Origin of the sequence: Jiella pacifica (assembly GCF_010500815.1) — a bacterium.
Classification (GTDB): Bacteria; Pseudomonadota; Alphaproteobacteria; order Rhizobiales; family Rhizobiaceae; genus Jiella; species Jiella pacifica.
Genome location: NZ_JAAAMG010000011.1, coordinates 75,936 through 97,239 on the forward strand (window position 1 = coordinate 75,936; position 21,304 = coordinate 97,239).

Sequence of the window (21,304 nt, forward strand, 5' to 3'; positions counted from 1 at the left end):
GCCCGAACGGGCCTGCCGCCAGGGAGGAAAGACGACGATGCTCGAAACCATGCGCAGGAGCGTTTCCGGCTGGACGGCGAAGATTCTCCTCGGCCTCCTGGTCCTGAGCTTCGCGGTCTGGGGTATCGGCTCGTCCTTCACCGGCGGCCTGTCGCGCACGGTGATTTCGGCCGGCGAGACCGAGGTGACCCCCACCGAATATGCCTTCGCGTATTCGCAGGCGGTGAACCGCATCTCCCAGCAGATCGGCCGCCGGATCACCACTCAGGAGGCCGCGACCTTCGGCATCGACCAGAGCGTCACCAGCCAGCTGATCGCCGGCGCCGTCCTCGACGAGCAGAGCCGCAAGCTCGGCCTCGGCGTGTCGGACGAAAGGCTGGCGCGGGTAATCGCCGAAGATCCCGCCTTTCATGACGGCAGCGGTAGCTTTTCGCGCTCGAATTTCCAGGCGATCCTCCGCAATGCCGGGATCAACGAGAACGACTACATCGCCCGCCAAATGAACGTCGCCCGACGCGGCCAGCTCGTCGACGCCGTCGCCAAGGATGCGGCGACGCCCCAGACCTTCCTGACGGCCCTAGGGCTCTACAATGGCGAGCGGCGGACAGTGGATTCCATGACGCTGACGGCGCCGGATGCGTCGAGCATCGGAGATCCGTCGGCGGACCAGCTGTCCAGCTATTTCGACGAGAACAAGGCCCGCTACGCCGCCCCCGAATACCGTTCGATCGCCTATGCCGAGGTGACGGCGCAGGCGTTGGCCGATCAGAAGACCGTCACCGACGCCGAGGTGAAGGCCGATTACGAGGCCCGTAAGGCGAACTACACGACGCCGGAGCGTCGCGCCGTCCAGCAGATCGTCTTTCCCGACAAGGCTGCCGCCGATGAAGCGAAGGCGAAGCTCGATGCGGGAACGAGCTTCGAAGACGTCGCGCGGGAAGCCGGGCGCACGCCAGCCGACATCGATCTCGGCACGGTGACCAAGGCAGCGATCCCCGCTCCGAAGGTCGCCGACGCGGCCTTCTCGCTTGGTGAAGGCGCGGTTTCCGACGTCGTCGAGGGCCGATTCGGCCCCGTGCTCCTGAGGGTCACGAAGATCGAGCCCGCCGGCGTCGAGCCGCTCGCCGAGGTCCAGGACCAGATCCGCAAGGATCTCGCTCTGGCCAGGGCCGCCGACGCCGTGGACGCCGCCTACACCGCCTATGAGGATGCCCGCGGCGGCGGCGCCACCTTTGCGGAGGCAGCGCAGCAGGCGGCGATCCCGGTCAAGAAAGTCGCCGCTGTCGATCGCAACGGCAACGGCCCGGACGGCGAACCCGTGGACCTGCCGCAAAAGTCCGACCTTCTCGCCGCCGCCTTCGAAAGCGAGCCGGGGATGGATGCGCTTCCGGTCAACGTCGATCCGAACGGCTACGTCTTCTACGACGTCGCCAGCATCGACCCCGCCCACGATCGCACGCTCGACGCGGTGCGCGACAGGGTGGTCGCCGACTGGAAGGGCGAACGGGCGAGCGAACAGCTCGACGAGCGGGCCGCGGCGCTCGAAAAGGAGGTCGAAGGCGGCAAGTCGATTGCCGACGTCGCCAGGGAAGCAGGGGTCGAGGCGCGGACCGCCTACGGAATCACACGCCAGTCGGGCGTCGCCGAACTCGGTCGGTCCGGCGCCGAGGCAGCCTTTTCCGGCCCCAGCGGCGACGTCGTCACCGCGCCCGGCAGCGAGCCTGCGACGCGGCTGGTGATGAAGGTCGTGGAGGTCTCGCCTCCGGCCGATCCGGCGAGCAACGTCAGCTCGGCCCAGCGCCAGCAGATGGCCGGCATGCTGGAGAACGATCTCTACCAGTCCTACGTGACCCTCCTGCAGAACGAATATCCGGTGCGCGTCAATCCGGACACGCTCGAACAGGCGAAGGCGCTGGCGCGATGAGCCAGACGCTGAAGCCCTTCATCGCCAAAGCCGCCGACGGCCGCGCCCTGACCCGGGAGGAGGCGACCAGCGCCTTCCAGGTGATGATGAGCGGCGAGGCGACGCCCTCGCAGATCGGCGGGCTCTTGATGGCGCTGCGGGTGCGCGGCGAGAGCGTCGACGAACTGACCGGCGCCGTCTCCGTCATGCGGGCCCACATGGCTCGCGTCCTCGCCCCGGAGGGGGCGATCGACATCGTCGGCACCGGCGGCGACCATGCCGGCACCTTCAACATCTCGACCTGTTCGGCCTTCGTCCTCGCAGGCTGCGGCCTCGTCGTCGCCAAGCACGGCAATCGGGCGCTGTCGTCGAAATCCGGCTCGGCCGACGTGCTTGCGGCCCTCGGCATCGACGTCGACCTCAAGCCCGAGCAGATCGGCCGCGCCATCGCCGAGGCCGGGCTCGGCTTCATGTTCGCCCCGACGCATCACGCAGCGATGCGCTTCGTCGGCCCCTCGCGCGTCGAACTCGGCACCCGGACGATCTTCAACCTCCTCGGTCCGCTCGCCAATCCGGCCAGCGTCAAGAAGCTGCTGGTCGGGGTGTTCGCGCCGCAGTGGCTGCGGCCGATCGCCGAGACGCTGATGGCGCTGGGCACCGAGGCCGCCTGGGTCGTCCATGGCGACGGCCTCGACGAGATGACGCCGACCGGCACGACCCACGTCGTCCAGCTGAAGGACGGCGTCATCAGCGAGTTCACCGTCGACCCCGAAGAAGCCGGTGTCGAACGCTGGACGCTCGCCGATCTGAAGGGCGGCGACGGCACCTACAATGCTGCGGCCCTCAAGTCGGTCCTGAAGGGCGAGCCCGGCGCCTATCGCGACACCGTTCTCCTCAACGCAGCCGGCGCGCTGGTGATGGCGGGGGCCGCCCAGGATCTCCGCGCCGGCGTCGCCATTGCGGCCGAGGCGATCGACACCGGCAAGGCGCTGGATGCGCTGCAGCGGCTCGCCAAGGCGACGCAGGCCCTCGGCAAGGACAACAGATGACCGACATTCTCGCCAAGATCCGCGACTACAAGCTCGAGGAGATCGCCGCGGCCAAGGCGAAGACACCGCTGGCCGAACTGGACGCGCGGATCGCCGATGCCGAGCCGCCCCGCGGCTTTCTCGCCGCGATCGCCCGCAAGGTCGGGGCCGGCGATCTGGCGCTGATCGCCGAGATCAAGAAGGCGAGCCCTTCGAAGGGCCTGATCCGCGAGGACTTCGACCCGCCCGCTCTCGCTCTTGCTTATGCGGAAGGCGGCGCGACCTGCCTCTCCGTCCTCACCGACGAGCCGTCCTTCAAGGGAAAGCCCGAATATCTCGGGCAGGCCCGGGCGGCGACCGGCCTGCCGGTGCTGCGCAAGGATTTCCTCTACGATCCCTATCAGGTCGCCGAAGCGCGGGCCTGGGGCGCCGACGCCATCCTGATCATCATGGCAGCCGTCTCCGACGATGTCGCGCTTGCGCTGGAAGAGGCGGCGGGACGCTACGGCCTCGACGTGCTGGTCGAGGTCCATGACGAGGAAGAGACCGAGCGGGCCCTCGGCCTGTCATCACCGCTGATCGGCATCAACAACCGCAATCTCAAGACCTTCGAGACCACCCTCGAAACCGCCGAGCGGCTCGCCCGGCTCGTCCCGGACGATCGCATCGTCGTCGGCGAGAGCGGCATCTTCACCCATGCCGATTGTCTCAGGCTGGCCGAGCACGGCATCCGCAGCTTCCTCGTCGGCGAGAGCCTGATGCGCCAGGAAGACGTCGCAGACGCGACGCGGGTCCTCCTCGGCGGCCCCCGCGAGGCCCTCGTCGGTATGGACGGACGATGAGCAAAGACCCCGCCGGACACGGACCGCACCTCACCCATCTCGACGCCTCCGGCAAGGCCGCGATGGTCGACGTCGGGGACAAGGCCGAGAGCGAGCGAATCGCCGAGGCCGAGGGCGTCGTTCTGATGCAGCCGGAGACGCTCGCTTTGATCGAGGGGGGAGAAACGAAGAAGGGTGACGTGATCGGCGTGGCGCGGATCGCCGGCATCATGGCGGCCAAGCGCACGCACGAACTGATCCCGCTCTGCCACGCCTTGATGCTGTCGAAGATCGCCGTCGAGATCACGCCGGAACCGGCGCTCCCCGGCCTGCGGGTCACCGCGACGGCCAAGCTCACCGGCCGCACCGGCGTCGAGATGGAAGCGCTGACGGCCGTCTCCGTCGCCTGCCTGACCATCTACGACATGGCCAAAGCGGTCGACCGGACGATGGAGATCACCGGGATCAGGCTTCTTGCAAAATCCGGCGGACGCTCGGGGGATTTTCGCAGAGAGGCCGGCGAAAAATGAGTCTGATCTCCGTCGAAGACGCCCATGAGCGGCTGCTGGGCGCGGCAGAGCCGGTTCGACGCTCGGTCCTCGTGCCATTGCGGGAGGCCGCTGGCCGCGTCCTCGCTGAGGACGTTCTGGCCAAGAGAACCCAGCCCGGCTTCGACGCATCGGCGATGGACGGCTACGCACTTCGCGCCGAGGACGCGCAGGCACCCTTCCAGCCGTTGCGGGTCATCGGCGAATCGGCTGCCGGCAGGGCCTTCGAGGGCAAGATCGCACCCGGCGAGGCCGCCCGCATCTTCACCGGCGCGCCTGTACCGGAAGGCGCCGATGCGATCCTCATCCAGGAAGATGCCGAACGGACCGGCGACGGCGCGCTGATCGCGAAGGAGCAAGTCTCTGCGGGCCAGCACATCCGCCCGGCCGGCGTCGACTTTTCCGCCGGGACCGTGCTGCTTGCCAAGGGAACGCTGCTTTCCCCCGGCGCCGTCGCGCTCGCCGCGAGCGGCGGCCATGCGCAGATCCTCGTGCTCGACCGGCCGAAAGTCGCGGTCCTTGCGACCGGCGATGAACTGGTGCCTCCCGGCGCCGACGTCGGCCCCTCTCAGATCGTCGCCTCGAACGGCTACGGGGTCGCCGCCCTCGTCGAGGCCGCCGGCGGAATGGTGATCGACTGCGGCATCGCCTCTGACGACGAAGAGGAAATCACCGGCCATCTCGACCGGGCGCTTGCCGAAGGTTGCGACTGCTTCGTCACAATTGGCGGCGCCTCGGTCGGCGACCACGACCTCATCGGCAAGGTCTTCGACGCCAAGCAGGCGGAGATGGCGTTTCTGAAGGTCGCCATGCGCCCGGGCAAGCCGCTGATGGCCGCCCAGATCGGAAAGATGCGCCTCGTCGGCCTGCCCGGCAATCCGGCCTCGTCGATGGTGGCGGCGACGCTGTTCCTTGCCCCCCTCGTCCGGCGCCTCGCAGGCCGGCCGGACAGGCCGCTGACCCGGGCCGCCATCCTTGGATCGGATGTTCCGGAAAACGGCACTCGGACGGACTTCATGCGCTCACGGACCGAGATCGCGGCCGACGGAACGGTCTTCGTCACGCCGCTTGCGCGGCAGGATTCCTCGCTTCTGTCCATCTATGCGGCGGCCGACGCGCTGCTCATGCGACCGCCCTACGCCCCTCCGGCTCGCGCCGGCGAGAGCTGCCGTATCGTCGATCTCTCCTGACGATGCCCGCGATGGGCGGAAATGCGCCACATTTGGAAAAGGGACTTGCGGAACACAACTAGAACAGATAGGTTTGTTCAGGTTTTGTTTTTAGAGGTCCCCCATGCTCACGCGCAAACAGCACGACCTTTTGTTGTTCATCCACGAACGGCTGAAGGAGAGCGGGGTGCCTCCTTCCTTCGATGAGATGAAGGACGCGCTGGAGCTCCGGTCGAAATCCGGCATCCACCGCCTGATCACCGCACTGGAAGAGCGCGGCTTCATCCGCAGGCTGCCAAACCGGGCCCGGGCCCTCGAAGTGCTGAAGCTGCCGGATTCGATCCGCAATGCCCGCCCCGCCGCAGGCGCCAAGTCCGGCTTCACGCCGAGCGTCATCGACGGCGGCGTGCGGGCGGACGCGGAGGAAAGACCGGCGGCGGCCGCTGCACCGCGTCGCCCGGCCACTGTCGCCGCGCCGCGGCAGGCCCAGGTTTCGGGCGATCGCGCGGTGGCGGTTCCCGTCATGGGGCGAATCGCCGCCGGCGTACCGATCTCTGCGATCCAGACCAATACCCATTCGATCCAGGTCCCGCCGGAAATGCTCGGCACGGGCGAGCATTTCGCCCTCGACGTCAAGGGCGACTCGATGGTCGAGGCCGGCATCCTCGACGGCGACACGGTGGTCATTCGCCGGATCGACACGGCCTCGCCGGGCGACATCGTCGTCGCCCTCGTCGACGACGAGGAAGCGACGCTGAAGCGCTTTCGCCGCCGGGGCGACACGATCGCGCTGGAAGCGGCCAATCCCGCCTACGAAACCCGCATCTTCGGCGCCGATCGGGTCAAGGTGCAGGGCCGGCTGGTCGGGCTGATCCGGCGGTACTGAGACCTGCGCCCGAGTTGCCGGGCGGGTGAAGGGTTGAAGCCGGAGTCTCTTCCGCCGCAGCCGGCTTCTTCCAATATTCCGGCCATGGTGCCAGGCGGTGCCGGTTCCACGGTTGCGGATCGGCGGGCACCGATGCGACGAGGATCGGGCGGCCGGTCTGGGCATCGCGGGAAAAAGCGAGCGAGCCCGTCCGGCGCAGCGTCCGCAAGGTGACGAGCGTGGCGCCGGAACGACATTGTTCAAGGCGGATTGCCCGGGCGACGATGGCGATGTCGCCGCCGTCGCAAGCCTCGCCCGTCCGCTGGTAGTCGCTGGTCCAGACGACGCGAAGGCCGTCGCGGGTCTGGAAGCGGCAGAAGTCGGTGTCGCAGGGCGGCGCGATCCGCGCAGGCGTGGATGATGCGGTCGCAGTCAGGCCGTGGCCATCGAGCATCGGGCCACTGCCGAAGCTGCGCTCCCACTGGTCGGCGACGAAGCGGTTGCGGCGTGCGCCGAGATAGCCGATGGCGCCGTCGGCGCCGAAGGTCGCGATGGTCTTGCCGTCCTCGTAGACGAGAAGCTGCGGCAATGGGCTGGCCTCGCGGATCATCAAGAGGCCAAGGACGGCCAAGGGTACGGCGCTCAGGCGCAGGCGGCTCGCAAACAGCGATGCGGCAAACAGCGCCGCGGTGAGGAGGACGACGCCCATGCCGGCGATCGGTCCGGTGCCGCGGTCCGGCAGGACGCCGTAGAGCCATTCGGAGACGATGAGCACGAGGTCGACGCCCCGGCCCATCAGGTAGAACGCCCAGGCATCGAGACCGAAGGGCATCAACAGCGAGCCGACGAGGCCCAGCGGCATGATCAGGAAGGTGAAGAGCGGCAGGGTCAGGACATTGGCGACGAGGCCGAAGGGAGCGACGCGGTGGAAGTGATAGGCGGCATAGGGCGCAGTCGCCGCGCCGGCGATGATCGAACTCGCGACGATGCCGAACACGGTGCCGGCGGCGAGCCGCAGGAGCCTGACGGCGAAGGGGCGCGGCGTCGGCGGAGCCTTTTTCCCCTGCCAGCGCGCCAGGGCGCCGTATCCCGCGACGAGCGCGAGCGTCGCGGCAAAGCTCATCTGGAAGCTCGCCGTCGTCACCATGTGCGGTGCGATGACGACGACGATGAGGGCGGCGATCGAGACGTTGCGGATCGTCAGGGCCGGCCGATCGGCGATGACCGCGGCGAGCATCACCGCCAGCATGACGAAGGCGCGCTGGGTGGCGACATTGCCGCCGGACAGGAGAAGATAAAGCGCGGCAACGACGAGAGCCGCGACGGCGGCGGCCTTCTTCACCGGGTATTCGAGCGCGAGGCCCGGGACGAGCGCCAGGGCGGAGCGGATGACCAGCAGGGCCGAGCCGGCGACGATCGCGAGATGCAGGCCGGAGATCGACAGGACATGGGCGAGGCCGACGCCCCGCAGCCAGGTCTCGGCGTTGTCCGAGATGCCCGCCCTCTCGCCGGTAACGAGGGCGGCGGCGATGGCCCCCGCCTCGCCCCCGCCGGCCGCCTCGGTAATCCGCTCGGTCATCGTGCCGCGAAGCCGTTCGAGGTCGAGCAAAAGAGCTTCGACGAAACCGGGCGGCGGCGGAGGCGAAAGCCCGTCGGTGGGAGCATCGTCGGGCGCGCCGAGGGAGAAGCCGATCGCCCCGACGCCGTCGAAGAAGGGCTGATAGGCGAAGTCATGGCGCCCCGGCGCCGCCGGCCCTGAGGGCGGGCCGATCCGCACGAGGCCGTAATAGGGATCGCCGGGAAATTTTCGGGCGTGTTTGGCGCCGACCAGTATCCTGGCCCGCTGCGGCGGCCGCGAAAGGACGGGGCGGACGGTGCCGGTGATTTCGACGACGTAGCGCATCCGGCCCTTTTCGTCGCGGGAGACCGAGAGCACCGTGCCGGCGATGCGCGTCGTCGCCGTGCCGGATATGATGGTCGTCTCGGATCGTCCGGCGACGCCGATGGAAATGAGGACGCCTGCAAGGAGCCCCGCCAGCGCCAGGAGAAGGGCCCGTCGCACCGGCAAGGCGGCGGCGCGAAGGGCGAAAGCGGTGAACACCACAGCGGCGCCGATCGTCGCCCACACGTTCGGGCGCCAGTCGAGGGCGAAGACTGCCGCTGCGCCGGCTATCAGCGAGACCGGAAGGATGTGAAAGCCGGAGCGACGCGCAGCCTCGATCGCGAACTGGCGAACGAACCAAGATGCCGCCGCATCGCGCCAGGTCGCCCGGCCCCGCCACGCGCCGCCGCCGTCGTCCGCGCCGTCGCCGTCACTCGACCCGCCCGGCGCGCGCAGCAGACGCAACAGCCGGCCCACGGCTTCCGCAAGCTCCGCCGGGCGCTGCCGCCCTTCCCTCAATGGCGCCTGCGGCAACGGCCGTTCCGCCTCTTCTTGCACCTCGACGTGCCTATGCTACACAGCCGGCGCATGAAAGCGACGCCCGCGATGCGTCGCCTTGCGTAATTTCTGAAGGACTGGAGCCACAATGGCGGACGCCGTCGTCACCCGCTTTGCCCCCTCCCCGACCGGTTTCCTCCATATCGGCGGTGCCCGCACGGCACTGTTCAACTGGCTCTATGCCCGCGCCAAGGGCGGCAAGATGCTGCTTCGGATCGAGGACACCGACCGCGCCCGCTCGACCGAGCCGGCGGTCCAGGCGATCATCGAGGGGCTCGACTGGCTCGGACTGTCGGCGGACGAGCCGCCGGTGTCGCAGTTCGAGCGCGCACCCCGCCACCGCGAGGTGGTCGAGGAGATGATCGCAAGGGGCTCCGCCTATCGCTGCTACACCACCCAGGCCGAACTCGAAGAGCTGCGGGAGAAGGCCCGTGCAGACAAGCAACCGCCATCCGTCGCGACACGGCTGTGGCGCGACCGTGATCCGGCAGAGGCGCCAGAAGGCGTTCCCGCGGTCGTCCGCCTGCGCGCGCCGCTCGAGGGCGAGACGATCGTCCGCGACGAGGTGCAGGGCGACGTGCGGTTCGCCAACAAGGATCTCGACGATCTCGTGCTTCTGCGCTCGGACGGCTCCCCCACCTACATGCTCGCCGTCGTCGTCGACGACCACGACATGGGCGTCACCCACATCATCCGCGGCGACGACCACCTGACGAATGCCGGCCGCCAGACGCTGATCTACAAGGCGATGGGCTGGGACGTGCCGGTGATGGCGCATATCCCGCTGATCCACGGGCCGGACGGAGCCAAGCTGTCGAAGCGCCACGGTGCGCTGGGGGTCGAGGCCTACCGGGAGATGGGCTATCTGCCGGTGGCGCTTCGCAACTATCTCGTCAAGCTCGGCTGGGCCCATGGCGACGACGAGATCATCTCGCCCGAGCAGATGATCGCATGGTTCGATCTGCCGCAGATCAACAAGGGCGCGGCGCGCTTCGACTTCAAGAAGCTCGAGGCGATCAACGGCCACTGGATCCGGGCAAGCAGCGACGCGGACCTCGTCGAGATGCTGATGGACAGCCGCGACGTGCTGCCGAACGGGGCGATTCTGAACAGCGCCGACGAAGCAACGACGCGCTCACAGCTGACAGCCGCGATGCCGGGGCTGAAGGAGCGCGCCAAGACCCTGATCGAGCTCGCCGACGGCGCCGCCTTCCTCTTCGCCAAGCGCCCGCTTCCGCTCGAGGAGAAGGCCGAGACGATCCTTGCCGAGGGTGGTCGCAAGGTTGTCGCCGATCTCCTGCCGCTTTTCGAGGCAACCGAATCGTGGACCGTGGAAGCGCTGGAAGAGATCGTCCGCGACTATGCGACGCGCAGCGAAATCAAACTCGGCAAGGCGGCGCAACCGCTTCGCGCTGCGCTGACCGGGCGCAGCACCTCGCCCGGCGTCTTTGACGTCCTGGCGGTTCTCGGAAGAGAGGAAAGCCTGGCCCGGCTGAAGGATCAGGCGGGCTGACCAGCCGCCCGTCATATTGCGCCGCACCAGGCTTCGGCGCATAACTTGTCGTGCTCCAGCCTTTGGAGTAGGCAGGACGTGGCTGAAACGTGTGCGCTGCGAAAAACGCATTCGTGGCCGCGATTCATGAAAGGACGACGCATGACAGAAGAGTCGGCGAAACTCAATTTCGGATCGACGGAAGCCGGTCTGGCGATGCGTAGCGGCACTCTCGGTCCGGACGTGATCGACGTCACCACCCTCTACAAGCAGGGCGGCGTATTCACCTATGATCCCGGGTTTTCATCGACGGCGTCCTGCGAATCCAAGATCACCTACATCGACGGCGACGAGGGCATCCTACTCCATCGCGGCTACCCGATCGACCAGTTGGCCGAACGCGGCGACTATCTCGAGACCTGCTACCTGCTGCTGTATGGCGAGTTGCCGACCCAGCGCGAAAAGGACGACTTCGTCTACCGGGTCACGCGGCACACGATGATCCACGAGCAGATGAGCCGCTTCTTCACCGGCTTCCGCCGCGACGCCCATCCGATGGCCGTCATGTGCGGCTCGGTCGGCGCACTCTCCGCCTTCTATCACGATTCGACCGACATCGCCGATCCGCACCAGCGGATGGTGGCAAGCCTTCGCATGGTCGCCAAGATGCCGACGATCGCAGCGATGGCCTACAAGTACCACGTCGGGCAGCCCTTCGTTTACCCGCGCAACGACCTATCCTACGCCGAGAACTTCCTGCACATGTGCTTTGCCGTTCCCTGCGAGCCTTACCGGATCAATCCGGTGCTCGCCCGGGCGATGGACAAGATCTTCATTCTGCATGCCGACCACGAGCAGAACGCCTCGACCTCGACGGTGCGTCTCGCCGGCTCGTCGGGCGCCAACCCCTTCGCCTGCGTCGCGGCCGGCATCGCCTGCCTGTGGGGACCCGCCCATGGCGGCGCCAACGAGGCGGCGCTCAACATGCTGATGGAGATCGGCTCGAAGGACCGCATCCCGGAGTTCATCGCCAGGGCCAAGGACAAGAACGATCCGTTCCGCCTGATGGGCTTCGGCCACCGGGTCTACAAGAACTACGATCCGCGCGCCAAGATCATGCAGCAGACTTGTCACGAGGTGCTCGACGAGCTCGGCATCAAGGACGATCCGCTGCTCGAGGTGGCGATGGAACTGGAGCGCATTGCGCTCACGGATGAGTACTTCATCGAGAAGAAGCTCTATCCGAACGTCGACTTCTACTCCGGCATCACGCTGAAGGCGCTGGGCTTCCCGACCACGATGTTCACGGTGCTCTTCGCCGTGGCTCGCACCGTCGGCTGGATCGCCCAGTGGAAGGAGATGATCGAGGATCCGCATCAGCGCATCGGCCGGCCGCGGCAGCTCTACACCGGCGCGCCGCTGCGCGACTATGTCTCGCCAGAGGAGCGCGGCTGATCGCCTTTCCGGCCGACGCGACTATCTCTGGACCACATGATGACGGGCCTCGCCGACAAGCGGGGCCCGATCGTTCGAGTGGCGGTCCGATCGTCGCGATCGGCAAGGAAAGAGCTCGCGCATGATGAAGATCTGGGGCCGGAACAACTCCACCAACGTCCGCAAGGCGCTCTGGTGCGCTGAGGAACTCGGCCTGTCCTACGAGCGGATGGACGCAGGCGGCAGCTTCGGCGTCGTCGATACCGCCGAATATCGGTCGCTCAATCCCAACGGCCGCGTTCCGACGCTACAGGATGGCGATCTGACGCTGTGGGAATCGAACGCCATCGTCCGCTATCTCGCGATGGCGTACGGCGCCGCGCCGTTCGCGCCGACCGATCCCGTGGCGTGGGCCTCCGCGGACAAGTGGATGGACTGGACCTCGACGACGCTCGGCGGCCCTTTCCGCGACGTGTTCTGGAACACCCTGCGGATGACGCCCGAGACCCGCGACGAGGTTGCGCTGGCCAGCGGTCTCGAAGCCTGCGGGAAGCTTCTCGCCATTCCCGAGGCCGAACTCGGCAAGACGCCCTTTCTCTCCGGCGACGATTTCGGCTTCGGCGACATTCCGCTCGGCTGCGTCGCCTATGGCTGGTTCGAGATGCCCATCACCCGCCCCGAGTTTCCGAACCTTTCCGCATGGTACGAGCGGCTGAAACAGCGACCGGCCTATCGCAAGGGCGTGATGACGCCGCTGACCTGAGGCGGCGGCGAGTACGGCCTCGGGCACGGAACAAGGCCGGGAGTGGAGTGGGTCGGCACTGCCGGGGCATGGCCCGTGGTGCATATGCTTCGCGATCTCCGGCGGCAAGCGCAGGACCGCCTGCGCCGCCTCGCTTCTGAGCTTCGGTCCTCGGGGGGGGACCAGACCTTCTGGAAGACTGAAGGCGCATCCCGAAAGCACAAGAGCCCCGACTGGGAGGCGCGATCCGCGCGGAACTCCCGGTTCGGCCGCGATGCGGGTCGGTTCCAAGGCCGGCCGACAATACCGGTTTTCCTTTTTAGATTGGAATTACTCAAAACTACTCGCCGCTCACTGCGCTGAACGGGTTGGATGGGCGCCGGTTTCTTGCCGCAGCCGAGAATTTGAAACTGCGAATCACGCAGCATAAGTTGACGTGTGTGATCATGTTTCCATAAAGGAGGCACGAGGAACGGGAGCGGCCAGCGGGTTCGAACGCTGGCGGCCCTCGTTCGCCAACTTCCAGGGACGATCGGTCCACCATGCGTTTCAGTTCAGCCAATCTCCTCCGGCCAACGGCGATGCTTTTCCTCGCCCTGTCCCTGTCGGCCCATGGCGGCCTGGCCGTGGCGCAGGAGCCTGCTTCGCCGACGCCCGGCGCCGAGGCACCATCTCAGACGCAGGGCCGCGTGGTTCCTGGGGAATCGGGCGCCCCGCGAGCGAACGCGCCCGAGACCCCGGCCCCCGCGGAGGCGGCACCGGCCGACGCTGCGGCCGAGGACGCCGGCCCGGCGGCCCCAGCCGGCAATGCCGATTCGCCCGCCGCCAGCGCCTCGCCCGCGCAAGATACGCCATCGAACGGTGTTGCCGCCGCGCCGGGAAGCGTTCCGGCAGGCAACGGCGAAGCCGCCTCGACCGGCGGCGAACGAGCCGCCGGCAGCCCTGCATCGGGCGGCGAGCCCGTCCTGTTTCAGGAGCCGCGCGACGCCAAGCTGCCCCACGACCTGTCGCCCTGGGGCATGTTCATGGCGGCGGATTGGGTGGTGAAGGGCGTGATGATCGCGCTCGCCCTCGCCTCCCTCGCCACCTGGACGATCCTGCTCGTCAAAGGCTTCGAGGTGTTCGGTGCCAAGTGGCGCGCGCGGTCGGGCGTCAAGCGCCTGGCAAGGGCCGATTCGCTCGAAGCGGCGATCGGCGACGAGAGGAACGCCGCGCGCTGGCGCGGGCCGGTGGGCGCCCTCGCCCGCTCCGCCGCCCATGAGTGGCGGCGCTCCGGCGAGCTTTCGGCCGAAGGTGTCAAGGAACGCGTCGCCATGGCGCTCGGCCGGATCGAGGCGAACGCCTCCCGCTCGCTCAACCGCGGCACCGGCATTCTCGCCACCGTCGGCTCGATCGCCCCCTTCGTCGGCCTGTTCGGCACGGTCTGGGGCATCATGAATTCCTTCATCGGCATCAGCGAGGCGAACACCACCAACCTTGCCGTCGTCGCCCCGGGCATCGCCGAGGCGCTGCTGGCCACCGCCATCGGCCTCGTCGCGGCGATCCCGGCCGTCGTCGTCTACAACGTCTTCGCCCGCTCGATCGCCGGTTACCGGGCGATCCTGTCCGACGCCTCGGCGCTGGTGCTGCAGCATCTTTCGCGCGATCTCGAGCGCCGGACGGCCTCCCGCCACGGCGCCGTGCCGCTCGCCCAGGCCGCGGAGTAGAGGCCATGGCGGTGAAGCTCGGTGGCGAAGAAGAAGACGGCGGCGAGGTCTCCGAGATCAACGTCACGCCGTTCATCGACGTGATGCTGGTCCTGTTGATCATCTTCATGGTGGCCGCGCCCCTCTCGACGGTCGACGTGCCGGTCGACCTGCCGACGTCGAACGCGCCGCCACAGGAGCGGCCGGACGAACCGGTCTATCTCACCATCCAGGAGGATCTGTCGCTGAATCTCGGCGAGGCGCGGATTTCGCGCGAGGAGCTGGCGAGCCGCCTCGACGCGCTCACCGAACAGAACCGCGACGAGCGCATCTTCCTTCGGGCCGATGGGTCCGTTCCCTATTCCGACATCATGGAGGTCATGAACGCGCTGAGGAGCGCCGGTTACCTCAAGATCGGTCTGGTCGGCCTCGAGGATCCGGCGCGGGCGGAACCGGCCGCCTCCCCGCCAGCCGCCGACCCCGCACCGAGCGGCACCGGACGGTAGACCCGATATGGCGCGCCGAACACGACAGCCATCGACCCCAAATCCTTTCGCCGGGCATTCCCGCAGCCGGAGCGGCGAACGCTGGCTGATCGCCGGTCTCGTCGTGCTCGTCGCCCATGGCGGGGCGGCCTACGCACTGATGACGAACGTGCCGGAGGTGCCGCCCCAGGGCGCTCAGGAGGCCGTGCTGATCGAGCTCGCGCCGCCTCCGGAATCGCCGGATTCGCAGGCCGTTGCGGATGCGGCCCCGGCACCGGAGACCGTCGATACCCCGGATCCGGCGCCCTCCGAGACCGAGGTGCCCGAAACCGCCGCGCCTCCAGAGCCGGAACCGGAGCCCGCCCCGAAAGCGGAACCCGTTCAACCGCCGGAGCCAGAGCCGCAACCCGAGCCGGAGACCGTTCAGCCGCCGGAGCAGGAGCAGCCGACGCCGGAGGAGGCCGCGCCGCCGGAGCCCGAACCCATTCCCGAACAGGAGGAAACGCCGCCTCCACCGCCGGACGCGGTTCCTCTCCCCGAGCCTTCCCCGGAACCCGAGGAGCCGGCGGAGCCCGACACCGCTGCCCTTCCCCTGGACGTACCGCTTCCGACCGCGCGGCCGACCCCGCCGCGGCCGGTCCGCGAGGCGGTCAAAGAAAAGCCGAAGGAGACGAAGCGGGCCGCGCCGCGCCGCGCCGAAGCCAAGAAGCCGGCGCCGAAGCGCGAGCAGGCCCGCCAGCGCCGCTCCGCGCAGCCATCTGTCGCATCGCGCGGCCAGACGCAGCGGCAGGCCTCGCAAGGCGCCAGCGTGTCGCGCGCGGCTCTCGCCCGCTGGCAGTCGCAGGTCCAGGCGCGGCTGAACCGCTACAGCCGCAGCTTCTCAGGGCGTGGCTCGGGGACGACGCGGATCGCCTTCTCGATGGACGGCAACGGCCGCGTCACCAGCGTGCGCGTTTCCGGATCGAGCGGGAATTCGACGCTCGACGGCCTGGCCGTGCAGCTGGTGCGGCGGGCGAGCCCCTTCCCCGCCCCACCCTCCGGGAACCGCGTATCGCTGACGGTCCCGGTGCGGATCCGCTGAGGGCGGCGGATCGAGCGGCCGAGCTGCAATTGCATGGCAGCAGCGGACTGACTTCGAGATGCGACATCACCAGCTCACGAGCCCGCCGAAGAGGCTTCCCCATCATCGCCTTCGCAACGAGGCAGGCCGATCCCGGCGCGTGATGGTCCTCGAAGACGATGGCCGTCATCGGTCAGCCATGGGGTAGCCAGTGCCTTCGTCCGCATGGTCTCGCACCAGATCGGCCTGCGCCCTATCGCACCTGCCGATGGTTTTGCGCAGCGCGCTCGGACGGTTCCGGCGTCCCCCTTACGGCGCGAAGGGTGTCGCGACAGAGCGGTCTCTGAGAGGCGGGAACATGGCCTGAGCGGCTGGTCTCCGACCCGAATGGCCTGCCGGAGGAAACCGGCGATCAAGCAGCAATGACAGGCGGCACCGTTCGACGATGAGCCGGAGCTGAGCGGCGACCTTCAGCGCACCTGATCGAGCAGCCGCTTGCATTCCAGGAGATCGAGCAGCACCTGATCGAGGATCTCGACGCTGTCGCGCGGCAGGCGGAGTTCCTCGCCGGCGTCGCGTTCGCGCCGCAGGAAGCCGCCGAGGGCACGGGGGCGCGCACGGGCCGCCGGTCGCGCGTCGTCCGCCTGGACGGCCGGTCCGACCGCCGCAACCGTCTGGGGTTCGGGATGGATGAGGTCGAGATCGTCGACCTCGGCCGCGGGGGCTTCCTCGACGTCCGGCCCTTCCTGGCTCGCCGATGCGGCGAGATCGTCGAGGCCGGCGAGATCGCCGGAGCCGATCGCCATGACGAAGCGGCTGCCGTTTTCCTTCAAGAGGCGTTGCACGCCCTTGATGGTGAAGCCTTTGACGTAAAGCAGGTAGCGAATGCCGCGCAGAAGCTCGACGTCGTCGGGCCGGTAATAGCGGCGACCGCCGCCGCGCTTGAGCGGCCGGATCTGAGCGAAACGCGATTCCCAGAAACGCAGCACGTGCTGCGGCAGGTCGAGCTCTTCGGCGACTTCGGAGATCGTCCGAAACGCGTCCTCACCCTTGTCGGACATCAACCCAGCACCGGAACTTCAGACCTTCTTCGCAACCTATTCGGCGGCGCGCATGAGTTCCAGACCGGAACCGGATTCCGCGCGCTTGCTGTGAGCTTCGAGGATGCGGTCCTTGAGGACGTTGGAGGGCTTGAAGACGGCGACGCGGCGCGGCGAGATCGGCACTTCCTCACCGGTCTTCGGATTGCGGCCGACACGTTCGTTCTTGTCGCGCACCAGGAACGACCCGAAGGAGGAAACCTTCACCGACTCGCCCTTGGCGATGGTCGAACAGATCTCCTCGAGCACCATCTCGACGAGCTGCGCCGACTCGGTCCGGGACAGGCCGATCTTCCGGAAGACCGCTTCGGCGAGATCGGCCCTGGTGAGTGTCCTGTCCCCCATCCTCGTCCCCTGATCTTCTGGTGAAAAGCCTCGCGGCCGAATGGCCCCGCATTGCCGCTTACTTTTTCGTTACTTTACTGAAACCGCCATATGAATCAAGCGCTATCTACCAACGGACCAGCACGGCGCCCCAGGTGAACCCGCCGCCCATCGCCTCCAGGAGGACGAGATCGCCGGGCTTGATACGACCATCCTTGACGGCGGTGTCGATGGCAAGGGGAATCGACGCGGCCGAGGTATTGCCGTGACGGTCGACGGTGATGACCACCTTGTCGATGTCGATGCCCAGTTTCTTCGCCGATGCGTCGATGATCCGGCGGTTCGCCTGATGGGGGACGAACCAGTCGATGTCGGCCGGGCCGACATTGGCGGCCGCGAAGCAGGCTTCGATCACGTCCGTGATCATGCCGACGGCATGCTTGAACACCTCGCGGCCCTGCATGCGCAGATGCCCGACGGTGCCCGTCGTCGAGGGTCCGCCGTCGACATAGAGCTTTTCCCTGTGGGAGCCGTCCGAACGCAGCTTGGAGACGAGGATGCCCCGACCGGACGTCTCGTCGCCGTCCGGCACGCCCTCCAGCACCACGGCGCCGGCGCCGTCGCCGAAGAGGACGCAGGTCGAGCGGTCTTCCCAGTCGAGGATGCGCGAGAAGGTCTCCGCGCCGATGACGAGGGCGCGCCTTGCCTGGCCGCTCTTCAGATACATGTCGGCCGTCGTCAGCGCATAGAGGAAGCCGCTGCACACCGCATGGACGTCGAAGGCAAAGCCGGCCGAGATACCGAGCCGGTTCTGCACATGCACGGCGGAGGCCGGGAAGGTGTTGTCCGGCGTCGCCGTGGCCAGCACGATGAGATCGATGTCGGTGGCAACGAGGCCGGCGGCCTCCAGGGCGCGGCGCGCAGCGGCCTCGGCGAGCGACACGGTCGTCTCGCCTTCCCCGGCGATGTGGCGTTGCTCGATGCCGGTACGCTGCCGGATCCACTCGTCAGAGGTCTCGACGACGCCGGTGAAATCCTGGTTGCGCATGATCCTCGCCGGCAGCGCCGAGCCGGTGCCGCGCACGACGGATACGATTTTCTCACTCATGGAACGATGCTTTCGGAAACGCTCGCCGCCTCCTCGGAAATGCGGCGATGATAGCTGGCGAGGTCGGCCTCGATCTTCTCGCGAAGCCCCGTGCGCGCCATGGTATGGGCAAGGTCGATCGCCGCGGCGATCCCCCCGGCGTCGGCGCCGCCATGGCTCTTGATGACGATGCCGTTGAGGCCGAGGAAGACGCCGCCATTGACCTTGCTCGGATCCATCTTGTCGCGCAACCGGTCGAAGGCGCTCTTGGCAAGGATATACCCCGCGCGGGCGAGCCACGTCCGCGACATCGCGGCACGAAGATAGGCGGCGATCTGTCGGGCGGTGCCCTCGGCGGTCTTCAGGGCGATGTTGCCGGTGAATCCCTCGGTGACGACGACGTCCACCGTGCCCTGGCCAAGATCGTCGCCCTCGACGAAGCCGTGATAATCGATCCCCGGCAGCGGCGTCTCCTTCAACAACCGGCCCGCCTCGCGGATCTCGTCCTGGCCCTTCACCTCCTCGACGCCGATGTTGAGGAGGCCGACGGTCGGCCGCTCGATGCCGAAAAGCGTCCGTGCCATGGCGCCGCCCATCATCGAAAAATCGATCAGCTGCTGGGCGTCGGCTCCGATCGTCGCGCCGACGTCGAGCACGATGCTTTCGCCCTTCAGCGTCGGCCAGATCGCCGCGATCGCCGGCCGCTCGATGTTGGCCATGGTGCGCAGGCAGAACTTTGCCATCGCCATCAAGGCGCCGGTGTTGCCGGCCGAGACGGCGACGTCGGCTTCGCCGGTCTTCACGGCGTCGATCGTGCGCCACATCGACGACTTGTAGCGGCCCTGCCGCAGCGCCTGGGACGGCTTGTCGTCCATGCGCACGGAAAGATCGCAATGGTGGAAGACCGATGCCGCCCGCAACTTCGGAAAACGATCCAGCACCGGCTCGACCGCAGCCTGTTCGCCATAGAGGATGAAGCGCGCGTCCGGCCGGCGCTCGAGAGCCAGGGCCGCGCCCGCAATCACCACCTCTGGCCCGTGATCGCCGCCCATGGCGTCGAGCGAAATCGTAATGCCGGATTTTGAGGTCAACGCGTTCTCGCTTCTTTTCGCCGGCGCCCCAGAGCCTGCCGGCGCGGCGCGAAAATATCGAATTCGCGCCCACTTACAACCGGCCATGTGGCCTCAGTCCTCGCCATCGCCCCTGCTCCGGGAGATTTTCGCAAGGGCCGCAAAGGGCGAAATCTCACCGCCATCGTCTTGTTCCGGCGTCGCCTGCTCGACCGGCTGGCCGCCATAGCCTTCGCCGGGGCGACGCGGATAGGGATCGAGCGCCAGCGTCAGGGCTTCGAACAAGCGCTCCCCGAGATCGATCCTGTCTCCCGAAAAGGTCTCCGGCGGGTCGTCGGCCTCGGGATCGACGAAGATTTCGCCGGCCGCGTCGATCGACGGATCGACCGCCCGTCGGCCGCCCCTGACGAAGGTCGCCTCGAACGGCTCGTCGATCGTCTGCTTCACCGGATCCAGCGTGACGACGCTCTTCTGGACGACGACGGCATGGAGCCGTCCGGTGACACGCGCGCCGTCCTTGCGGAAGGGCCGGGCGACGAGATCGGCGCGAAGGGACGCGACGCTTTCGATGCCCAGCGCCGCGGCAACGCGGGCGCATTCGGCCGGGCTGGCCGAAAAATCGATCCGCCCGCCGTCCCGTGAAAGGGCCCCGACCTGAAGCGACAGATCAAGGGGCGACGTCCGGTCCCCGTCCATGGTTCGATCTCCGAAATTCAATTTCCGCAATTGAGGGAGCCCGACAGGATGTCGTCGGTCGAAACCGCTCCCAGCCTATCGCCGGTCTCCTGCATGTAGGTCGCCAGCGCCGCCGCCGCATCGGTGGCGGCATCGTCGCCGATCGCGCGGCCTTTCAGCGCGGTGGCGAGCGCCGCGGCGGGATCTTCGCTGCCGAACGCCCCGTCATAGACCCTGACCCGCTCGTAGAAGACGCCGGCCAGCTTGCGCATGCGCTTGGGCACCGACTGGTCGCCGACGCCGAGTTCGCGGATCGAGGTGTCGACGTCGGTGACGAAGCGGTCGACGACCTCCTGGGCGACCGGCTCGAGCCGCGCCTCGCCGCGGCAACGGCGCAGAAACAGGAAGACATGGATCGCCAGCGCCTCGAAGCGGCCCGAAAACGTATCGGCGATGCCGCAGCGCTCGTAGAGCTTCGGCTGGCGGGTCTCTGCCACCAGGCTCTGGTACAAATCCTCGACGATCGCGCGATTTCGGCGTGCGATCCTCCAACGATGAAACATTGTCGATCCGCGGTTGGTCGCCTGAGCCGAGGCGGTGCCACAGCTTCGGCGCGATTGCAACGGCGCGCGAGGTGGATTACCAACGCCTCGGAGGCGTGTGGCGCGGTTGCCGCCTCGATATGGCCGCGGAAGACGGGCATTCAAGGAAACGATCGTTCGGCTGGACCGGGAGAAGACAAAGCGTGCCCAAGAAGACTCGCCTGACGCTGGCCTTCGCCCTCGGGGCGGCAGCGCTTTCCGTTTCGACCCTGTCGGCCTGCACCACCCAAGAGGTCCTCAACCAGGGCTACATCGTCGACCCGAAATCCCTCGAGCTGGTTCCGCCGGGCTCGTCCAAGGAGCAGGTTCTCCTCGCCCTCGGCTCGCCCTCCACCAAGGCGACCTTCGACAACGAGGTGTTCTACTACATCTCGCAGAAGCGGGTGCGGCCAGTCGCCTTCCTGCAGCCCCGCCTCGTCGATCAGCGCATCCTCGCGGTCTATTTCGACAAGGACAGCCGCGTCGAGCGCATCGCCGACTACGGCCTGAAGGACGGCAGGGTCTTCGATTTCATCTCCCGCACCACGCCGACCGGCGGCAAGGACGCGAACTTCCTCGGCCAGGTCCTCAGCGACACCGTCTCGGACAACGGCGGCCCGACGAGCCTGTTCTAATCTGGAGAGGGGCTTCACGGGGCGGACCGATTTGCCTTGCGCGGTGTCAATCGTCTCTGTCGCGGCCCTACACCCCTCCGCCTGCCGGCATCTCCCCCACAAGGGGGAGATCGATCGCGCGGAAGGCCATCGCCAATCGTCGACGTAAGCGAACGTGGAA

General features: G+C 67.7%; 20 protein-coding genes. 13 read left to right on the forward strand and 7 right to left on the reverse strand.

Translation table 11 applies throughout. The annotated features are described in order from the left end of the window. Positions 1-37: 37 nt before the first annotated feature. The 6 genes from GTK09_RS14440 (at position 38) to lexA (ending at position 6,355) form a co-directional block, all read left to right on the forward strand. Positions 38-1,924, forward strand: coding sequence for a peptidylprolyl isomerase (locus GTK09_RS14440; protein WP_163463875.1), 1,887 nt, complete (start codon positions 38-40; stop codon positions 1,922-1,924). Continuing rightward, a complete protein-coding gene (gene trpD, locus GTK09_RS14445) occupies positions 1,921-2,952 on the forward strand; it encodes an anthranilate phosphoribosyltransferase (RefSeq protein WP_163463876.1) in 1,032 nt (343 codons plus the stop codon). The genes GTK09_RS14440 and trpD overlap by 4 nt, the downstream gene beginning before the upstream one ends. After that, positions 2,949-3,773, forward strand: a complete 825-nt coding sequence (gene trpC, locus GTK09_RS14450) for an indole-3-glycerol phosphate synthase TrpC (protein WP_163463877.1) — start codon at positions 2,949-2,951, stop codon at positions 3,771-3,773. The genes trpD and trpC overlap by 4 nt, the downstream gene beginning before the upstream one ends. Then, entirely contained in the window at positions 3,770-4,282 is a 513-nt protein-coding gene (gene moaC / locus GTK09_RS14455) for a cyclic pyranopterin monophosphate synthase MoaC (RefSeq protein WP_163463878.1), read from the forward strand. The genes trpC and moaC overlap by 4 nt, the downstream gene beginning before the upstream one ends. After that, on the forward strand, positions 4,279-5,490 hold the full coding sequence (locus GTK09_RS14460; RefSeq protein WP_163463879.1) for a molybdopterin molybdotransferase MoeA: 1,212 nt from the start codon (positions 4,279-4,281) through the stop codon (positions 5,488-5,490). Before moaC ends, GTK09_RS14460 begins: the two co-directional genes overlap by 4 nt. 103 nt (positions 5,491-5,593) lie before the next feature. Next, on the forward strand, positions 5,594-6,355 hold the full coding sequence (gene lexA, locus GTK09_RS14465) for a transcriptional repressor LexA (RefSeq protein ID WP_163463880.1): 762 nt from the start codon (positions 5,594-5,596) through the stop codon (positions 6,353-6,355). Here lexA and GTK09_RS14470 read toward each other — a convergent pair. After that, on the reverse strand, positions 6,312-8,750 hold the full coding sequence (locus GTK09_RS14470) for a ComEC/Rec2 family competence protein (RefSeq protein WP_163463881.1): 2,439 nt from the start codon (positions 8,748-8,750) through the stop codon (positions 6,312-6,314). The genes lexA and GTK09_RS14470 overlap by 44 nt on opposite strands. 112 nt (positions 8,751-8,862) lie before the next feature. Here GTK09_RS14470 and gltX point away from each other — a divergent pair, with 112 nt between their 5' ends. From gltX to tolA, 6 genes are all read left to right on the forward strand, one after another. Then, positions 8,863-10,287 (forward strand): glutamate--tRNA ligase, encoded by a 1,425-nt coding sequence (gltX, locus tag GTK09_RS14475; protein ID WP_163463882.1) that lies wholly within the window; start codon positions 8,863-8,865, stop codon positions 10,285-10,287. Between the two features lie 141 nt (positions 10,288-10,428). Further along, on the forward strand, positions 10,429-11,721 hold the full coding sequence (gene gltA, locus GTK09_RS14480) for a citrate synthase (protein WP_163463883.1): 1,293 nt from the start codon (positions 10,429-10,431) through the stop codon (positions 11,719-11,721). Positions 11,722-11,842: 121 nt separating this feature from the next. Continuing rightward, positions 11,843-12,463 carry a glutathione S-transferase family protein gene (locus GTK09_RS14485; RefSeq protein WP_163463884.1) on the forward strand — a complete coding sequence of 207 codons (621 nt, stop codon included), beginning with the start codon at positions 11,843-11,845 and terminating at the stop codon, positions 12,461-12,463. A 521-nt stretch (positions 12,464-12,984) separates the two neighbouring features. Continuing rightward, positions 12,985-14,148, forward strand: a complete 1,164-nt coding sequence (exbB, locus tag GTK09_RS14490; protein ID WP_246217914.1) for a tonB-system energizer ExbB — start codon at positions 12,985-12,987, stop codon at positions 14,146-14,148. A 5-nt stretch (positions 14,149-14,153) separates the two neighbouring features. Then, on the forward strand, positions 14,154-14,633 hold the full coding sequence (gene exbD, locus GTK09_RS14495) for a TonB system transport protein ExbD (protein ID WP_163463885.1): 480 nt from the start codon (positions 14,154-14,156) through the stop codon (positions 14,631-14,633). A 7-nt stretch (positions 14,634-14,640) separates the two neighbouring features. Continuing rightward, a complete protein-coding gene (gene tolA / locus GTK09_RS14500; RefSeq protein ID WP_163463886.1) occupies positions 14,641-15,693 on the forward strand; it encodes a cell envelope integrity protein TolA in 1,053 nt (350 codons plus the stop codon). Positions 15,694-16,142: 449 nt separating this feature from the next. On the opposite strand, the gene GTK09_RS14505 is transcribed toward tolA, so the two are convergent. The 6 genes from GTK09_RS14505 to GTK09_RS14530 form a co-directional block, all read right to left on the reverse strand. Next, positions 16,143-16,733 (reverse strand): MerR family transcriptional regulator, encoded by a 591-nt coding sequence (locus tag GTK09_RS14505; RefSeq protein WP_163463887.1) that lies wholly within the window; start codon positions 16,731-16,733, stop codon positions 16,143-16,145. A 36-nt stretch (positions 16,734-16,769) separates the two neighbouring features. After that, positions 16,770-17,117: an integration host factor subunit alpha gene (locus GTK09_RS14510; RefSeq protein WP_163463888.1), complete on the reverse strand. Its 348-nt coding sequence runs from the start codon at positions 17,115-17,117 to the stop codon at positions 16,770-16,772. 106 nt (positions 17,118-17,223) lie between these two features. After that, the gene (locus tag GTK09_RS14515) at positions 17,224-18,204 is read right to left on the reverse strand and encodes a beta-ketoacyl-ACP synthase III (protein WP_163463889.1); all 981 of its coding nucleotides are present in this window, start codon (positions 18,202-18,204) and stop codon (positions 17,224-17,226) included. Continuing rightward, entirely contained in the window at positions 18,201-19,274 is a 1,074-nt protein-coding gene (gene plsX / locus GTK09_RS14520; protein WP_281353376.1) for a phosphate acyltransferase PlsX, read from the reverse strand. The genes GTK09_RS14515 and plsX overlap by 4 nt, the downstream gene beginning before the upstream one ends. A 93-nt stretch (positions 19,275-19,367) precedes the next feature. Further along, positions 19,368-19,949 carry a YceD family protein gene (locus GTK09_RS14525; RefSeq protein ID WP_163463891.1) on the reverse strand — a complete coding sequence of 194 codons (582 nt, stop codon included), beginning with the start codon at positions 19,947-19,949 and terminating at the stop codon, positions 19,368-19,370. 17 nt (positions 19,950-19,966) lie between these two features. After that, positions 19,967-20,425 (reverse strand): ubiquinol-cytochrome C chaperone family protein, encoded by a 459-nt coding sequence (locus tag GTK09_RS14530; RefSeq protein WP_312869867.1) that lies wholly within the window; start codon positions 20,423-20,425, stop codon positions 19,967-19,969. Between the two features lie 185 nt (positions 20,426-20,610). On the opposite strand from GTK09_RS14530, the gene GTK09_RS14535 reads away from it, so the two are divergent. Next, positions 20,611-21,144, forward strand: coding sequence for an outer membrane protein assembly factor BamE (locus GTK09_RS14535; protein ID WP_163463965.1), 534 nt, complete (start codon positions 20,611-20,613; stop codon positions 21,142-21,144). The last annotated feature ends 160 nt before the right edge of the window (positions 21,145-21,304 follow it).

What these genes read in the sequence shown, in the direction of transcription:
- GTK09_RS14440 (WP_163463875.1), top strand. Translation starts at nt 38, where the DNA reads ATGCTCGAAACCATGCGCAGGAGCGTTTCCGGCTGGACGGCGAAGATT.
- trpD (WP_163463876.1), top strand. Translation starts at nt 1,921, where the DNA reads ATGAGCCAGACGCTGAAGCCCTTCATCGCCAAAGCCGCCGACGGCCGC.
- trpC (WP_163463877.1), top strand. Translation starts at nt 2,949, where the DNA reads ATGACCGACATTCTCGCCAAGATCCGCGACTACAAGCTCGAGGAGATC.
- moaC (WP_163463878.1), top strand. Translation starts at nt 3,770, where the DNA reads ATGAGCAAAGACCCCGCCGGACACGGACCGCACCTCACCCATCTCGAC.
- GTK09_RS14460 (WP_163463879.1), top strand. Translation starts at nt 4,279, where the DNA reads ATGAGTCTGATCTCCGTCGAAGACGCCCATGAGCGGCTGCTGGGCGCG.
- lexA (WP_163463880.1), top strand. Translation starts at nt 5,594, where the DNA reads ATGCTCACGCGCAAACAGCACGACCTTTTGTTGTTCATCCACGAACGG.
- gltX (WP_163463882.1), top strand. Translation starts at nt 8,863, where the DNA reads ATGGCGGACGCCGTCGTCACCCGCTTTGCCCCCTCCCCGACCGGTTTC.
- gltA (WP_163463883.1), top strand. Translation starts at nt 10,429, where the DNA reads ATGACAGAAGAGTCGGCGAAACTCAATTTCGGATCGACGGAAGCCGGT.
- GTK09_RS14485 (WP_163463884.1), top strand. Translation starts at nt 11,843, where the DNA reads ATGATGAAGATCTGGGGCCGGAACAACTCCACCAACGTCCGCAAGGCG.
- exbB (WP_246217914.1), top strand. Translation starts at nt 12,985, where the DNA reads ATGCGTTTCAGTTCAGCCAATCTCCTCCGGCCAACGGCGATGCTTTTC.
- exbD (WP_163463885.1), top strand. Translation starts at nt 14,154, where the DNA reads ATGGCGGTGAAGCTCGGTGGCGAAGAAGAAGACGGCGGCGAGGTCTCC.
- tolA (WP_163463886.1), top strand. Translation starts at nt 14,641, where the DNA reads ATGGCGCGCCGAACACGACAGCCATCGACCCCAAATCCTTTCGCCGGG.
- GTK09_RS14505 (WP_163463887.1), bottom strand. Translation starts at nt 16,733, where the DNA reads ATGTCCGACAAGGGTGAGGACGCGTTTCGGACGATCTCCGAAGTCGCC.
- GTK09_RS14510 (WP_163463888.1), bottom strand. Translation starts at nt 17,117, where the DNA reads ATGGGGGACAGGACACTCACCAGGGCCGATCTCGCCGAAGCGGTCTTC.
- GTK09_RS14515 (WP_163463889.1), bottom strand. Translation starts at nt 18,204, where the DNA reads ATGAGTGAGAAAATCGTATCCGTCGTGCGCGGCACCGGCTCGGCGCTG.
- GTK09_RS14525 (WP_163463891.1), bottom strand. Translation starts at nt 19,949, where the DNA reads ATGGACGGGGACCGGACGTCGCCCCTTGATCTGTCGCTTCAGGTCGGG.
- GTK09_RS14535 (WP_163463965.1), top strand. Translation starts at nt 20,611, where the DNA reads ATGGCCGCGGAAGACGGGCATTCAAGGAAACGATCGTTCGGCTGGACC.